Raw genomic sequence first — 15433 nt, forward strand, 5'->3', positions numbered from 1 at the left:
GCGTGCCTCGGCCGGAGTGGCCTGTGGCCGGCCCGCTCATCCGGCGCAGAAGAGGCTCCGGCCGATCATCCTTGGGCCGCTCTCAGCCGCCCGGGGTTGTGACAACCCGCAGAATCCGCCAACTACACATCACTTCGGTTCACCGAACGCGTACTGGACAACGGCCTCCTGCTCGCGGTCGGCTTCGTCGGTGACTCGTATGACTGTGAGACTGGTAGGGTCTTCCGCGTCATCGGGAAACCTCACCTTCGCTGGCGTCAATGGCGGTCGTGCTGATCGCGGCACGGTTGCCGGCGAGGTGCTCCGACTGCATTGAGTTCTCAATGTCGGGTCATTCTTCGCCGAGGGCATCCCTGACCGATTCCTTCCCGCTGAATATGACTCGTCGGGCGGTGGGCTTTGGTGAGGTGCCTCGATAGACTCGGCCGATTGGATCACCCAGGCCGGCGCCGCCTGCGCGATCGCAACTGCGGGAGCTTGCCTCGCCGCCAACTGCAGCCGGCGTGGGTGCGGGAGTGGACGATGAGGTCGACGAAGAACTGGTTGGTGCCGGTGGTGTGGTGCAGGTGGGGGCTGGCGGCGGTGGCGTCCTGGCGGTCTCGTACGGCTTTGGCGGTGGGTGGTCGCTCGCCGCGTGGGTTGTCGCCGATGCTGAACACCAGTAGGTCGACACCTGCCGGCGTGGTCGTCTCGTAGAAGGCGCAAGCGGCGGGCTGTGTGGCTGCGGCCGGTGTCACCGCGACGATGTGTCGCAGCCAGCCGAGGCCGGCTCGGCGGGCTGCCGGGACGACGAGTCGGACGTGCGCGGTGTAGTCGGTGGCGGCGTCACCGGGTATGACGGCGACGATGGTGTAGCCGTTGTGGGCCAGCAGCAGCCGGCAGGCGGCGAACAGGTCGGTCAGTTCCGCGGTGGCGGTCTTTGCGGGTGGGAGCTGGCGGTGCTGCGGCGGCCAGCGCAGGACGAGGAGTCGGACGGTGCCTGCGACGTGGTCGAGGTCGGCGAGGTCGGCGGGCGAGTTGACGGCGACGTAGGTGCAGCCGGCGGCGCCGGCCGCTCCGGCGAGGGCGGGCTCGTGGCCGAGGCTGACGATCGCGTCGCCGGGGCCGCTGGTGTAGTACGCGACGACCGGCCGCGCGGTTTCGGCGGTGATCGTGTCGGTGTGGTGGGCGCCGCGGTTGTGAAGATCGGTGACGTGCCAGATGGTGACCGGCACGGGCGGGTCACCAGGCAGGGCGTCGGCGGTGCCGGCTGTGGGCTTGGCCGAGATCTGGGGCGGTGTGGGCGGCTCGGCGGGTCCGGTGGCCGGCCGGGGGTCGGCGGGGTGCGGTGGCTGCGTCGTGGGCGGGTGTGGTTCCCGTCCCGGGTAGGTGTCCTTCATGTCTACCCATGGCCCAACTGGCGACCGCAATGTGGCGGCCGTGGTCGGGCGGTTACCCAACTGGTGCTGACGTCTTGTATCGACGCTCCCGACCGGTGTCAGCCGCCGGTGGCGCGGGAGGCCAACTGTCCGGTTGAGGCGCACCAACGGGCGGGTTCACCGGGGTAGGTCGATCTGTGCCGTCACTCCGGTTGGTGGTTGGCGAGCGCAGGCTGCTGTGGCGGTGGCCGCGCGGGGCCGGGCTGACGCTGGTGGGGCAACGCGTTGGGGTGACGTGCGCGGATGAAGGCCGTCAATGCGTGGGCCCGCAGGGGTGCCACGTATCCGCCCAGTCCGGGAGATCGCTGATGTCTGAGCCTACCGTTGACCTACACCGCCGAACGACTCACGAACAAATCGGGCACCCAGGCCAGAACCTGCCGCCGCCGGTCAGGGTCGCGCTGTGGCCCGCGGCCCCCCCACGATCTCGTTACGATCTTTTGCCCTAGCGGTGGGCTGAGGACCGACTCGGGTCGCCGTTCTTTCAGAACCTGACCCCGGCGAGTTCATGTTTGAACGGTGTGGCAAGGGGGATCCGCCCCGCAACGACGGGGGGCATCATGTTGAGCAGAGTTGTCGAGCAGCCCGCGCCACCCTTTCGCGGACAGTCCCAGTCGAGGCCGGGACTGGACGCCAGGATGGATCCTCGCCCACGCAACCAGGCGACCGCGCTGCCCGGCTCCGGGAAGCTCAATGACTGCACCGCGCTGATCACCGGCGGAGACAGTGGTATCGGCGCCGCCGTCGCGGTCCTCTTCGCACGAGAAGGGGCAGACGTGGCCATCGTCTGCCTGCCCGCCGAGCAAGAAGACGCCGACCACGTTCGTGCACTGGTTCAGCAAGAGGGGCGACGTTGCCTGGTATTCACCGGAGACGTGAAGGACTCCTCGTTCTGCGACGACGCGGTGGAGCGCACCGTGGCGGAGTTCGGCCGGCTGGACATCCTCGTGAACAACGCCGCCATCATGTTCCAGCACTCGTCGCTGGCGGACGTCTCGGACGACGCTCTCGACGAACTGTTCCGCACAAATGTGTCGGGCTACTTCTACATGGCCCGCGCGGCACTGGGACACCTGCCGGCGGGTGGGTGCATCATCAACTGCGGCTCGGTCGCCGGTTTCGAGGGAAACCCGTCGCTCATCGGATACGCGGAAACCAACGGAGCGATCCACACCTTCACCAAGTCGCTGGCAACGGAACTGATCGCACGGGGCATCCGGGTGAACTGTGTGGCGCCCGGACCGGTATGGACGCCGTTGAACGCCTCCAGCCGTACTCCAGAGCAGATGGCCGGGTACGGTGACCAGATCGACGGCGTACCGCTGGGCCGGCCCGCACAGCCCGAGGAGATCGCCCCCGCCTTCCTCTTCTTCGCCAGCAACGCGGACAGCAGCTACGTCACCGGCGAGACCCTGGCCCTGTTCGGCGGCCGAGTCCTCGCCCGCTGAACATGTGGAGGCGGCGTCACCGGTTCGCATCGAGATGGTTGACGTTGCAGATCCCCGATCTGTCGGCCCGCGACGAAGCGTCCGCCTCGCGATTCACCCGTATCTGACGGTTTCACGTTCGCCATGGCGGCAGCGCGGCCTACAGCCGTCGATCCCGGCTGGGTAGGGAGTGCGCCTCGTGCTTGCCCCGCCCCCTCCCTTGAAGCTCATCACAGATGGTGATGAGCTGGCCCTGGCTTGCCATCCTTTTGCGTGATGGTCGATGTGGGCGACATGGTGCGGGCCTGGGTCCCGGACGACTTCTGGCAAGAAGCTCAGCCGTTGATCCCGGTCCCGCCGCCATGGCCGCAGGACGGTGGGAAGCGGCGGGCTGATGACCGGGCGGTCCTGGCCACGATCGTCTACCTGGTCCAGTCCGGCTGCTCCTGGCCCAAACTGCCGGCGGTCCTCTTCGGCGTCAGCCGTTCACCGTGACCGCCGGTTCACCGAATGGACCAAGGACGGGCTGTGGATACGGCTGCACCAGCGGTTCCCGCACCGCCTGAGCATCGTCAGCGAGATCGACTGGTCCAGGATGGTCGTCGACTCGATCAGCGTCCGCGCGCAAAGAGGGCGACGAAACAGCACCAAACCCGGTCGACTGCGGCAAGCCAGGCTCGAAGATCCACGTCTGCGTGAACGCAAGGGCGTCCCGCTGACCGTACTGATCTCGGCGGCGAACGTCCCCGACGCCCACCTGCTCCCCCACCACCACTGGATTCCATCACCCCGATCCACGGCCGACGAATCCGCCCTCGACAGCGGCCGACAAGCCGCACGCGGACGAGGCCTACGTGCGGAAGAAGGCGTGGGCCTGCCGGACTCGGTCGGCCATCGTGGCGGGGCACCTCGCTGTGTCAAGGCGTCGGCAGCAGAGACGTCGCCGTTGGCTTCACAGACCCGCCGCTGGAGTTCCACCACCCGGCGAGCACACCGGACAATACCGGACCAGCACGGATGAATCAGTCATCGACCGTTCGGGCTGGTCGGCGATCAGCTACTAGGACCTGACCGCGACGATCCTTGCCGAGGCCGGCAATCCCGGTCCACAAACCGTCACTTTACCGCCGTATAACGATCTGACCTGCGGAGAAACCGCTACGCGATCTTGAGAAGAGATGAACGGACAGATAAGTTCTGTCGCATGTGACCCGGGCCACCGCAAAACGGCCCCGGGTCCAGCCCCGACCCAGGAGGACCCTTTGACTACACCGGACGGTCACGTCACCCCCTCTTCCCGCTCCCCCCTGAACCGCCGCCGGATGCTGGCCGTGGCGCTCGGCGGTGCCGCCACCGTCGCCCTGCCGGTCCCCGCCTGGGCCGCGGACGACCTGCGCCCGGGTGCTCTCCGGATGCCCCAGCTCACCCTGGACGACAAGAAGATCGTCCGGCAGGCCTCGGCGAAGCGGGCCCTCAACGACCTCTTCACCCTCACCGAGAAGATCGGCCCCCGCATCGGTGGCACGGCATCGGAGCGGCGGGCCGCCGACTTCATCGCCCGCACCCTCGACCGGATGGGCTACGACACGACGTTGCAGCCGTTCCCGGTGGCGGACAAGTTCCTCGCCGACCTCAGCTCGCCGACCCGCCTGCCCTGGGACCTCTGCTGGCAGGCCGGGGCCTCCGCGCACGGTGCGCTGGACACCAAGGTTCGCGGCCAGGTGATCGACGTCGGCGCCGGCGCACCGGAGAACTACCCGGCGAACTCGACCGGCCGGATCGTCCTCGTCGACTACGTCGCCGCCCAGCGTGAGCAACTCGTCGCCACCGCCCTGGCGAAGGGCGCGGCGGCCGTGATCTTCCTCCCGGCCGACGCGGTGGCACCCCGGATGGCCTCGGCCTTCTCCCCCACCCTGCCCGGCTCGGCCAGCAACCCGGTACCGATCCCGGTCGTCGGCGTCGCGCAGGCGCAGAAGCACCGGCTGCGTGAACTGGCCGCCGCGCAGCGGCTCGTCCTGGTCATCAAGACCACGGCGCACCGCAACCTGATCTCGAACAACGTGATCGGCGAGCGGGTCGGTTCCCTCGGCGCGGACGGCCCCATCGTCATGGTCTGCGCCCACTACGACACCGTCATCGGCGCCCCCGGGGCCAACGACGACGGCTCCGGCACGGTGCTCGCCCTGGAGCTGGCCCGGGTGCTGAAGAACACACCACTGGAGGCGACCATCCGGTTCGCCCTGTGGGGCTCCGAGGAGCAGGGCCTGATCGGCTCCCGGTACTACGTCCGGCAGCTTCCGCAGGCTGAGCGGGACCGCTTCCTCGCGGTCTACAACAACGACATGGTCGCCACGAGTTGGGACCCGGCCACGAAGTACTGGCTGCTGTCCTTCACCGGCGAGGCGAACCGGGCCACCAACGAGGTCGCGGCGGCGGCCACCCGACTCGGGTACGAGCCGCGGATCTCCCCGGTCACGCAGCGTGGTTCCAGCGACCACCAGTCGTTCCAGGAGGTCGGCATCGCCAGCGCCAACTTCTCCTGGCGGGGCGAGGAGTCCCCGGCGCTGCTGGAGCCGCCGTACCACAGCCCGGAGGACACCATCGAGAAGAACATCAGCCTGGAGCGTCTCCAGGTGTCGCTGGAGCTGATCGGCGCCGCCACCTTCGCGACGGCCCGGGGCTGACCTCCGGTCGGGTGGCCGGTGAGCCCGCCCGGCACGGAAGCACCGGTACCGGGGTGGGACGGCGTGCCGTCCCACCCCGCGGCCTGTGGATCTAGCGGAATCTCTCTGTGTCAAGGCGTTGGCAGTAGCCCCGGACCTGCTGCCGACACCGACACGCAGGCACTGGCCCTGGCGGTGGTCGGGGTGCTGCACCACGTCGCGCCGACCGGTGCGAGCGGCCCGGCGGCCGACACCCGGATCCGCCGCGCGATGGCCGCCCTCACCGCCGGCTTCCCGGCCGTCACCACGACCTGATCACAGACCCCGCCGGGACGAGTGTCGCCAGCCCGCCGGCCGGTGTGTCCTAGATCGACGTGGTTGCCGCCTCGCGGGCCGTCCGGCTGCCTCGAGCGCCTCGCGTCAGCCTGTCGCCTCGGTCAGGTCACGCAGCAACTCGGAGGCCGAGACCGGATCGAGTTCCCCGAACGTAACGTCATGCGGGTCACGCCACTCGTCACCGCCGGCGCGACAGATCCACACGTCCTCGAACGTCTGCTCCGGATGATGGTCCGGAGCCCCCATCATGATGCCCGGGACGAGCGCGACGACGATCCGACCGCCGTCGGGCAGGTCGCACTCCATCCGATGCTGGCGGCCGCCGTCCTCGCCGCTGCGCCGCCAACCCCGCCGTTCCAGCGCGAGCAGCCTGACCGTCGACGCCTTGACACCGTCGAACCGGGCCAGCCGGACCGCCGACCGTTCATCGACGGTCAACCCATGAACCTCACGTCCGAGCTGCGGAAACGGCTGCAGCAGCTGATAGTCGTCGAACAGGTCGGCCCAGGTGGACACGTCGGCGCCGAGCTGCACGGGGTGGGCGACGCCGACACACGCATCGTCGGCGACCGTGATCGTCTCGTCGTCGAGATCGGCGAACGTACGGTCCTCGGCGACCCGCAACGCACCGACAACCTCGCCCGACGGTTTGAACAGCGCCCAGACCAGCCTCGGCACCACCCGGCCGAGCACCGGATGGTCCACCAGCAGTTGCCGGAACTCGGCACCGGTCCAGCGCCGCTGGCGCACCATCGCCTTCTCCAGGCGGTGCACCTGTCTGGTGAACGCGCGCAGCCCCTGGCGCAGCGCGGCGAACCGGTCCAGCGCTGCGGCGGCCAGCTGCGGGTCGTCGGCCGCGGCGGGCTTCGGCAGCCCCTTACGGTGGCTGCCGTCCCCATCGGTGATCAGCGGCCTGAGCTGCTCGTCGAGGCGCACGACGAACCGGCGGGGACCGTAGTCGAGCACGAGGGTGCCGTCCGGGCCGAGGCCGAGATCGGGCACGAGCCGGTCCGCGAGCTGCTCAGCCGACAGGCCGCGCTGCTGGGCCGCCTCCTGCAGGTTCGCCGTCGCCCGGGCGCGGACCGCCTTCGCCTTCACCGTGGTGGCGATGCTGTGCAACTGCAGCAGCGCCGCCTCGGTGCCGAGCCGGGCGAGTGCGTCCAGGCCGGCCGCGGTGCGCTGGTGGGCGCCCTCGTGGGGCCATCGCCGCACCACGGCGCCGAGACGTCCGGCGGTGGTGTCGTCGCCGAGCAGGGCCTGCGCGTTCAGCGTCCACCCGTGCGCGGGCGCTGCGTCGGCCCGCAGCCAGCGCTCCAGCAGTTCCCACGCGAACGCGGCGAGGCTGTCCGGGGTGCACGCGCCAACGACCACGGGCAGCCCCGCGTACGGCTCGTCCGGCTTGGAGATCGCGAGCATCGTGACGACGTGCCCGGCCGCGTCGGGGGACAGCACGCCGGTGCCGTCACGCAGCCGGACGGGAGGCATCGTGGCCACGTCGACCCAGTCGGGCAGTCGCGGGATCCGCGCCGGGAACCCGTCGAGCGGGTCGGCGTCGAGCAGGTCGGTGATCGCGGCGGCGGCCGGCGGGCCGTAGGACGCGGCGGCGGCCAGCACGGTGTCCCGGTGCCCGGCCCCGGCGATCGCGACGAACGCCCGCTCGGCCTGCCGGCGGGCAACTCCCGGCTTCGACAGGGCCACCGGGACGAGGGCCCGCGCGGCCGCCGCCGGGTGGCGGCGCAGCCACGCGAGGGCGAGTTTGTGTACGGTCTTCAGCCGGGCCAGCCAGTCGGCCATCAGCAGCGCGATGTCCGGGCTGGTGAACCGCGCCAGCTGCGGGCCGGCCTCGGCCGGGCTGCGCCGGGCGATGTCGAGCACCAGCGGGTAGGCGTCCACACCGAACCGGGTCGTCAGGCGGGGCAGCCACCAGGCAAGCCCCCACAGCTCGCGCGGGCGCCAGACCGCCAACAGCTGTACGGCGATCTGCGGCGCTTCGGTCTCCAGCACGTGCCGGGCCTGCCAGTCCTCGGCGGTCCCGGACCGGATCTGCGCCTTGACCAGGGCCGGGTTGACATCGTGGCGCAGGTCGACCGGATCGATTCGAACCCGGTCGGCGAGGTCCGGATGGAACTCGGGCTCGTCGGCGCAGCGCAATCCGGTCAGGACCACCGGTCGGGGCGTCTTGCGCCGCACCGTCCACGGGGGCGTGACCAGAAGTACGGGCAGGGACTGCGCGGGTGCCGTCGGTTCGGTCGGCACTGCCCTGGCGGCGTGGATCCGGGCGGATGCCGCGGCGGGCAGGCCGGGCGGCAACTCGTCGGCGAGGCCGGGATGCCGCAGCAGGTGTCGGCGCAGCAGATCGTCGGTCTTCGGGGCCGTGGCGAGCAGCCGCAGCGCCCGGTGCGGGAACCGGTCGGCGGCCGCCACGACGGCAGCGGCCACATGCCTGTCGTTCAGCCTGTTCAACAGCAGCTGGAACGGGTGGTCACCGGGCAGGGCCGCGACCACTGACAGCAGCACCCAGCGGGTGGCGGCGTCGGCGTAGAAGTCGTCCAGCCAGTGCACGAACAGGTCCGCGCCGGCGGCACCGAGCCCTTCCGCGACCGTGTGGAGCATCCGCGACGAGAACAGCGCGGCCCGGACCGACACCGCGAGGGCATCCTCGATCAGGTGTACCTGGGCGACCGTGGTGGCCGAGGCGAGCAACAACAGCGCCGAGGAGTCCTCGATCCCGACCAGGGCACGGACGTCCGCGTCGACCCAGTCCTCCCGGCCCGGGACGAGGAACGAGGTGACGATCCGCTGCCGCAGCGACCCGTCGCGATACCCCGACAGCGCCGCGACCGCCGCCGTGTACTCGTCGGTGGACTCCCACGCCAGCGCTGCCCGTACCCGGCCGAGGACCTGCTCGTGGCCACGTGCGAGCCAGTGACTCCCGACCACCTCGCCACCCTCGCGGTCCCGGTGGACCGGTCCCGAACGCGACCAACCGCCGTAGCCCAGCCCGGCCAGCTCCGCCGCCGCCCGCACGGCGAACATCAGTCCGTGCCGGCCGATCCAGGCGTCGGCGATCGGCTGGTAGTCGGGGTCGCGCCGGTCGGCGAACGCGATCAGCGCCGTCGCGACCGCCGCGGCACCCAACGGCGTCTGCTCGCCGGTCTCGTCGAACCATGCCAGCCCGGCCGACGCCACCTCGGCGGGGGTGTGGTGGTGCCGCAGAGCGTCACGCACCGACGGGCGCTGCGCGACGAGCCTGCGAAGCGCGTTCTGCCAGTCCGGATCCGGCTCGTAGCCGACCGGCGCGCCGCCGCGACGCGGATGGATGCTGCGGTACCACGCCCGCGGTATCACCAGCTGGTCCTCGTCGGTCATCCCCGTACGCCTCCCTGTGCGACCGGGCGACACGGTAGCGACGACCACCGACAGAACCGGGCCTGCTTCCCGGCCACCTGGGACCTGGTGGCGGCGTCCCGGCCGGCACCCCTGCCCGCACCATCCAGGACACCGCCTCGGTGCTTTCGGCGTCAGCCGGCAACGCCGTCGCCGCCGGGGTCAGCGTCGTGCCCACCGCCGGTATGCCGCGATCCACTGGCTGCCGGTCGGAGCGGGGTCCGGCAGCGGCAGGTCCAGGATGCCGATCGCCTGGCGTATCCCGGCTCGCTTGCACACGGCGACGATCCGGCCGTCGTCGGTCAGGTCGATCCGGTCGACCGAGACCGCGACACCCAGCACCTCGGTGGTGAAGGGCAGCGCCAGGTGCTCCTCAAGCATGGTGTACAGGCCGGTGAGCTGGTCATCGTTGTCGTACGCATCCACGGTCGCGAGCTCTATCAGAGCATCGAGTTCGGTGCCGCTCCACCGCGGTCCCCGGGGCGGCACCTATACCTCGGTGGGGCGGGCGGTTCGACTCGTCCCGGACAGGTCGAGGTCAGGAAGGTCGGCCAGGAAACGGTCCGCGTCTGCGACGTCGACCAAAGAGTTGTCGGCGAGCCATTCGACGGCCCGGCGGATGGCTCGCCGGCCCGAGAAGCCGTGCCACAGCTGGAGCAGGTGCGGGTACTCGTCGTGGAGTTCGTCCTTGAATCGGCGGAACGCCCCCCGGCCCTGGATCGCACGGGCCAACCTGTCCCCGGCCCGCTCGTCGGCGATCCCGTCGGTGAAGTCCGCCATGTCCCGATACCACACGCGCGACGGCAGCGGATCGATCCGGACCAGGTCGCAGTCGTCGAGGTCCGGATCCGGGTCGAGGTCCGAAGACCCGAACGTGATCTCGCCGGTCACGGGGTCGATGAGCCAGAACTGCTCATAGCCGTCCTGGCTCTGCAGCGCCGTGACGAGCTCGTCGAGGTCGAGGTCCGCAATCTTCAGCACGGGCGGTCTCCTGTTCAATCTGTCTCGGGCGTCGTCGGGGACGGGTGAGCGTCGTGCCAGGCCTGGATCACCTCCGGGCGCAACCGACCGCGGTCGGGCACGTTGATGCCGTTGAGCCGCGCCCAGGCACGAATCTGCCTGGTCGACGGCTGCGACCCGACCGGCGCGGCAGTGGTGGCAGGTGTGGGCCCGTTCCCTGCCCGCACGGCGGGCGCCTCGCCGACGGCCCAGACGTGGGCGGCGGCAAGGAAGCGGTACGTCCACTCCTCGGCGAGCTTGCGGGTCTCGCAGAAGACGATGGGCACGTTGGGCCAGGCCACCTGCACCTCGGCCAGGCCGTCGGCCACCACCGCCGGCCGCACCCGCGTCAACGCGTACACCCGCGAGTAGCGATCCTCGACCACCAGCGCGGCCCGGGGCAGCGCGGCCAGGTCCGCGAGCGCGAACTTCAACTTCCCGGACGTCAACGAGGCGACCAGATCAGCCAGGCTCTTGCGCTCCACCGCGGCCACCAGTCGGCCCTGGTGTTCCAGGCCGTAGTCGCCGCAGCGCAGTGCCCGCCGGGTGACCGTGACGGGTTTGTCGGCGAACGTGTAGGCGTACCGCTCGTGCGAGTCGACGACCACCGGCAGATCGGCCAGCCCGGCGGCGCGGGCGGTGGGCGTGTTCACCTGTGGCCTGGCCTGCTTGCGGGTGCGCGGAGACTGCCAGAACACCACCTCGCGGCCTCGCGCGGTCGTGTAGACGATCTGTGACCGGTTCTCCCGGCCGCGGTCGAGGACCAGGTCGATCGCCGCACCCCGGCGCACGCACGACCGCACGGGCACCCGCTCGACGATCTCCGGGGTGTCGGGCCACTCGTCGGCCCAGACCGGGTGCAGGTACACCGCCGTTGTCCGCGGCCACGTGTCGCGCGCCCGGAAGACCAGTCCGTCGCCCAACGGCACCTTCAGCAGGTACGGCAGGGTCGATGCCTCGTCCGGGTTCCTGGCGATCAGCAACTCCACGCGTCCAGTGTTGCTCAGCCGACCCGCGGGTTCCCCGCCGACTGGGTGACGGGATCATGCGGCGCCGATCGCCGGAGCTGTGAAGAGGCGACCACCCGCCCTCGCGCGCGGCATGTCATGGGTCGGGCATAGGCTCCTCCTGCGGAGGGCAGCCTGTGTCATCGATCGACGAGTTGGTGCGGCGCAGTGTGACGCTGAAGCGTGAACTGCTCGACTATGCGCGCAAGCCGCGCTTCGACCGCGCGTTCCGGCAGGAGATCAGAGCCCGGTTCGGACGGGTCGTCGTCGTGGAGGACGAGGGCGAACTGTCGAACTTCTTCGACTGGTTCGTCCAGCAGCACCGCCTGCACGACGGGCGCACCGTCATCGACCTGTTCGTCGAAGCCCATCCCGCACTCCCCGAGGCCGAACGCGAGTTCCTCCTTGGCTGGCGTGACGTACGTGAGGGCGTCTTCGAGGTGACCGGGCGCGACGGCCCTGTCCTGCACACCGTGAATCTCGTCGACGACCTGCCCTACCGCATCCGCGCCAACACCGATGAGCCGATCTTCGACAAAATGCCGCCAGGCTCGTTCATCGGCAGCCGCATCGTGCCCGTGCACGACGACTGGCTGCTCAGCGGCGCTACCGCCCGCTACTCCGCCCAGGACCGGGCCAGCGCCTACGGTGCGGCGATCCGGCTCGCGACCGAGCAGCCCGCACTCGTCTTTTACAACCCGCAGCGCCTGGCCCGCGCGTGGGAGCTGCAACGCGCCCAACACGCCGCGTTCGTCGCGCACTTCGGCAGCGACGAGGTCACCCTCGGCGTGGACGAGGTCGACAAGGCCATACGCGGGTACTGGGACGCCTACTCCGGCGAACCCGGCACCGCCCCGCCGACCGACCTGGACTGGCTCGACTACTCGGCCGAGACCGTCGGCGTGATCTACGACCCGCAGACCGGCCTCGGCATGTACGCCGACTACGCCCTCGCCGAGCAGGCCTTCGCTGACCCCGATCTCATGCGCCGCCGCCGGTACAAGGAGATCGTCCGGGCGTACCTGCACGATGACACCGTCGACCCGGTCCCGCTGCAGCGGCTCGCTGCCCGCTACCCCGACAACGCCGATCGTGTCCTGCGGGCTGCCACCGGCAAACCCGCCACGACCTGGCACGAACACGGCGAACAACTGCTACGCGGACAGAAGTCCGACTGGTACGCCAGCAGCCATCTGCCCCGGCTCACCGTCCTCAGCGACCGCCTCGCCGCGCATGTGCGAGTCGGACTGCACGAATAGCGCCGACCGGACGGCGGCGAGCCGTATGAACCAGCCGCCACACGAAACGAAGGACTTGTCACCCTCGCGGCCGCTGGCCGCCACCCGGGTCAGCGCGGGCGGGGCAGCCGGCGGGCTCTCTCCCGGCGGTCCGGGGTCGCCGGGTCGGCGACGGTGCCGGCGCTCTGCGACCGCGACCCGACCCGCACACCGGTGTCGAGGGCCGCGGCGACCCGGGACAGTGCCCTGTCGTCGGGCCTGGCGACGAGGTGGAAGTGGGAGAACTTCGACGGCCGCAGGTCGCCGCCCCAGACGACCGTGCCGTCACAGTCGAGCAGGATGTCCCGCACGATCACCTCGTGGTGCGGCCAGAGTCCCTCGCTGCCGCCGAGCGGATACGCGGTCGGGTGCAAGGCGACGGCCGTGCCGGACAGGTGGTTGGACTCGAAGTCCGCGCCGACGACCCGACTGGTGACGTGGCCGGTGATCCCGCCTCCCTCGCCGGTGTCGAGCGGGGCGATCTCGTAGTGCCAGCGGCGGGCGACGTGCAGCAGCACGACGGCGGCCGGGCCCGCACGCAGGGCCACCGAGGTCGACGATCCCTCGACCCGGTGGTCGGTGATCGCCTTCGGATCGATCGGCCAGCCGTTGGCGGACACGCCTCGGGTCCACTCGCCGGTGACGGCGGCGTGGGCGCCGGTGCCGGGCGTCAGGGCGAGTACGCCGACGCCCGCCGACGCCGCACCGAGCAGGCTTCGTCTGGTGACCATCGGAACTCTCCTCACTCGCCGTTGTCCAGGGTGGTGACGCCGGGATCGGACCCGTCGCGCCAGACGTTGTGGTCCAGTCCCCAGCCGGGCCGGAATTCGTACTCCCGGATCTGGTTGAAGGACCAGTTCGCCGGCAGCGGGAAGCCGAGGTTGCCGGAGAAGCCCCACGACATGCCGGAGACGAACGACCAGCGGGCGCCGACCTCCCGCGAGATCCGGTTGCACACGTTGCGCGAGCCGTAGACGCCGAAGAAGTAGCGGTTGCCCAGCTCGGTCAGGGCGGTCCTGACCCCCTCGAAGTACGGCCGGACGTTGCTGTCGATCTCGGCGTCGAGGGCGTCGTAGTCGACCGCGAAGTAGATGCAGGTGCCGGCGGGAAGGCGGTACCCGACGGCCTTGTGGTGGGCGGCCCGGCCCTGGTCGTACCCCTTCTCGTAGGTGAAGTTCATCAGCTGGGTGCCGTTGTACTGGAAGATCGGGTAGAGGCGCAGCCCGGCGTCGAGGATGGTCTGCGGCTCGGTCGGTTTGAGGGCTTTGCCGAGGTAGAACGGGTCGCCGGGGGGAAGGTGCTCGTCGAGGTAACGGCCGACGATCCGGTAGCCCGCGGCGACGAGTTGCCCGCCCCGGGTCGCGGTGATCTCGGTGATGCAGTCGCAGCCGGTGGCCGGCCGGTCGGTGTCGCCGGAGGAGACCAGCAGCTGCGCCCAGGTCGTGTAGTCGTTGGTGCCGGTCACCGGGATCTGGGAGAACCGCTGGAATGCCCGCAACCAGTTCAGGTGGGTGCTGGTGGCGGTGTCGGTGCCGATGTCCTCGGGCCGGTAGCCCAGCGGTGTCCCGGGGTTGTCGGGTGACACGGTGGGCGAGTTGAAGTAGCAGGCCGAGCGGAACAGGTAGCGCAGGTCGCCGGTGAGGGTGCCGGAGCCGACTGTCCGCAGTCCCGTCTGGGTGCCGGGGCCGAAGTATCCGTTGATCGAGGCGGACGGGATGCCGATCTCGTGCTGGATGGCCATCATGAGACCCTGCTGGACGTCGCGGGAGTAGATCCCGTCGCAGGGCACCAGGCCCATCGCGGGGATCCCGATCCCGGCGACGTACCGGGAGTTCAGCCGCCGCTGGATGGCCTGGATGTTGGCGTCGCCGCCGGGCACGAGCTGGAACTGGTCCATCCGCAGCATCGCCTTGAGGACGTGCGGCCACATCGCGTGCCGCATCGTCTGGTTCGAGTACGACAGTCCGGCGTCGGCGTACAACTGCTCGATCGCGGCCTGCGAGTCACCGCTCCAGGTCCCCTGCTCGGTGGACGTCCAGTAGCCCTTGCACCACAGCGCGCCGTTGTAGATCCGGATCAGGTTGGCCCGGAACTCCTGCTGCGGGAGCAGGTTGCGGGCGCGGACCGCGTTGAAGGTGCCCGGACCGAAGTTCTGTACCGTCGGGGAGATGCCGAGTTCGTGCTGGAGGCCCTGGGTGAGGGACAGGACCGTCGACCAGCCGGTCCGCCCGTCCTCCGGACACCTGAGGTATCCGGGCGCGTTGGCGTAGGTGATGTTCGCCCACTGCTGCGCCCGGTAGATGTGGATGTCGGCAAGGCCGGACCACGCGACGGCGGGGTCGATCGTCGACCCGGCCCGGGCGTACATGGTGAGGTTGCCGGGGCATTCGGTCTCGCCGTGTTGGTACGAGTGCGGCAGGATGCGCGGGCCGGTGCGTCTGGGTGCCTCGTTGCGCAGGTGGTCGATGAGCGACCGGAAGGCGCGCAGCAGCGGCTCGGCCGCGTAGTGGTTCGAGCGCATCAGCGCGCAGATGGAGTAGAAGCCGGCGTTGCGGCCGAGCCCGTCGATCCTGGGGGCGGTGCCGGAGTTGGCCTCGCCCCGCTCGTATCCTCGGCCCTGGTAGATGTTGCCGTGCTGGCAGACGAGGAAGTTGTAGCCGATGTCGCCGTCGAAGTCGGCGCTGTTCCAGTGCGACTCGTAGATCTCGGCGATGTCCCGCTGGCAGTCCTCCTCGGTGTCGTAGCTGCGGGCGAACGGGTTGAAGGGTCCACGGTGGTGGATGAAGACTCCCCCGACGGGGTCCCATTCGCGCCCGGTGGTCGGCACCGGGGCCGCGGAGGCGTGCGCCCGCCGTGGCTCGGAGACGTACTGACCCCAGGTGGCGCGCGGACGGATCGTTACCGGCATTCTTCCCCCGT

11 protein-coding genes are annotated in these 15433 nt (G+C 70.3%); 4 read left to right on the forward strand and 7 right to left on the reverse strand.

What is annotated here, in order from left to right; translation table 11 throughout:
• Positions 1-434 precede the first annotated feature (434 nt).
• Positions 435-1379, reverse strand: coding sequence for a replication-relaxation family protein (locus AB0M79_RS27770; RefSeq protein ID WP_364218884.1), 945 nt, complete (start codon positions 1377-1379; stop codon positions 435-437).
• 677 nt (positions 1380-2056) lie between these two features.
• On the opposite strand from AB0M79_RS27770, the gene AB0M79_RS27775 reads away from it, so the two are divergent.
• The 3 genes from AB0M79_RS27775 (at position 2057) to AB0M79_RS27785 (ending at position 5529) form a co-directional block, all read left to right on the forward strand.
• Complete coding sequence (locus AB0M79_RS27775; protein ID WP_364219013.1) at positions 2057-2866, forward strand: SDR family oxidoreductase; 810 nt, start codon at positions 2057-2059, stop codon at positions 2864-2866.
• A gap of 255 nt (positions 2867-3121) precedes the next feature.
• Entirely contained in the window at positions 3122-3340 is a 219-nt protein-coding gene (locus AB0M79_RS27780; RefSeq protein ID WP_364218886.1) for a transposase, read from the forward strand.
• A gap of 827 nt (positions 3341-4167) precedes the next feature.
• Positions 4168-5529: a M20/M25/M40 family metallo-hydrolase gene (locus AB0M79_RS27785; RefSeq protein WP_364218888.1), complete on the forward strand. Its 1362-nt coding sequence runs from the start codon at positions 4168-4170 to the stop codon at positions 5527-5529.
• 399 nt (positions 5530-5928) lie between these two features.
• On the opposite strand, the gene AB0M79_RS27790 is transcribed toward AB0M79_RS27785, so the two are convergent.
• From AB0M79_RS27790 to AB0M79_RS27805, 4 genes are all read right to left on the reverse strand, one after another.
• A complete protein-coding gene (locus AB0M79_RS27790; RefSeq protein ID WP_364218890.1) occupies positions 5929-9213 on the reverse strand; it encodes a DUF4132 domain-containing protein in 3285 nt (1094 codons plus the stop codon).
• A 180-nt stretch (positions 9214-9393) separates the two neighbouring features.
• A complete protein-coding gene (locus tag AB0M79_RS27795; protein WP_364218892.1) occupies positions 9394-9657 on the reverse strand; it encodes a hypothetical protein in 264 nt (87 codons plus the stop codon).
• 63 nt (positions 9658-9720) lie between these two features.
• Positions 9721-10212, reverse strand: coding sequence for a UPF0158 family protein (locus AB0M79_RS27800; protein ID WP_364218894.1), 492 nt, complete (start codon positions 10210-10212; stop codon positions 9721-9723).
• 14 nt (positions 10213-10226) lie between these two features.
• Positions 10227-11219, reverse strand: coding sequence for a histone-like nucleoid-structuring protein Lsr2 (locus tag AB0M79_RS27805; RefSeq protein ID WP_364218896.1), 993 nt, complete (start codon positions 11217-11219; stop codon positions 10227-10229).
• Positions 11220-11374: 155 nt separating this feature from the next.
• Between AB0M79_RS27805 and AB0M79_RS27810 the strand changes: the two genes are divergently transcribed.
• The gene (locus tag AB0M79_RS27810) at positions 11375-12496 is read left to right on the forward strand and encodes a hypothetical protein (protein ID WP_364218898.1); all 1122 of its coding nucleotides are present in this window, start codon (positions 11375-11377) and stop codon (positions 12494-12496) included.
• Positions 12497-12585: 89 nt separating this feature from the next.
• On the opposite strand, the gene AB0M79_RS27815 is transcribed toward AB0M79_RS27810, so the two are convergent.
• Positions 12586-13245 (reverse strand): hypothetical protein, encoded by a 660-nt coding sequence (locus AB0M79_RS27815; RefSeq protein ID WP_364218900.1) that lies wholly within the window; start codon positions 13243-13245, stop codon positions 12586-12588.
• A gap of 11 nt (positions 13246-13256) precedes the next feature.
• Positions 13257-15422, reverse strand: a complete 2166-nt coding sequence (locus AB0M79_RS27820; protein WP_364218902.1) for a glycoside hydrolase domain-containing protein — start codon at positions 15420-15422, stop codon at positions 13257-13259.
• Positions 15423-15433 lie beyond the last annotated feature (11 nt).

This window comes from Polymorphospora sp. NPDC051019 (assembly GCF_040683055.1).
Classification (GTDB): domain Bacteria; phylum Actinomycetota; class Actinomycetes; order Mycobacteriales; family Micromonosporaceae; genus Polymorphospora; species Polymorphospora lycopeni.

Bases quoted from the DNA above. Each gene is read 5' to 3' on its own strand.
- AB0M79_RS27770 (WP_364218884.1), bottom strand. From the start codon at position 1,379: ATGAAGGACACCTACCCGGGACGGGAACCACACCCGCCCACGACGCAG.
- AB0M79_RS27775 (WP_364219013.1), top strand. From the start codon at position 2,057: ATGGATCCTCGCCCACGCAACCAGGCGACCGCGCTGCCCGGCTCCGGG.
- AB0M79_RS27780 (WP_364218886.1), top strand. From the start codon at position 3,122: ATGGTCGATGTGGGCGACATGGTGCGGGCCTGGGTCCCGGACGACTTC.
- AB0M79_RS27785 (WP_364218888.1), top strand. From the start codon at position 4,168: ATGCTGGCCGTGGCGCTCGGCGGTGCCGCCACCGTCGCCCTGCCGGTC.
- AB0M79_RS27790 (WP_364218890.1), bottom strand. From the start codon at position 9,213: ATGACCGACGAGGACCAGCTGGTGATACCGCGGGCGTGGTACCGCAGC.
- AB0M79_RS27815 (WP_364218900.1), bottom strand. From the start codon at position 13,245: ATGGTCACCAGACGAAGCCTGCTCGGTGCGGCGTCGGCGGGCGTCGGC.
- AB0M79_RS27820 (WP_364218902.1), bottom strand. From the start codon at position 15,422: ATGCCGGTAACGATCCGTCCGCGCGCCACCTGGGGTCAGTACGTCTCC.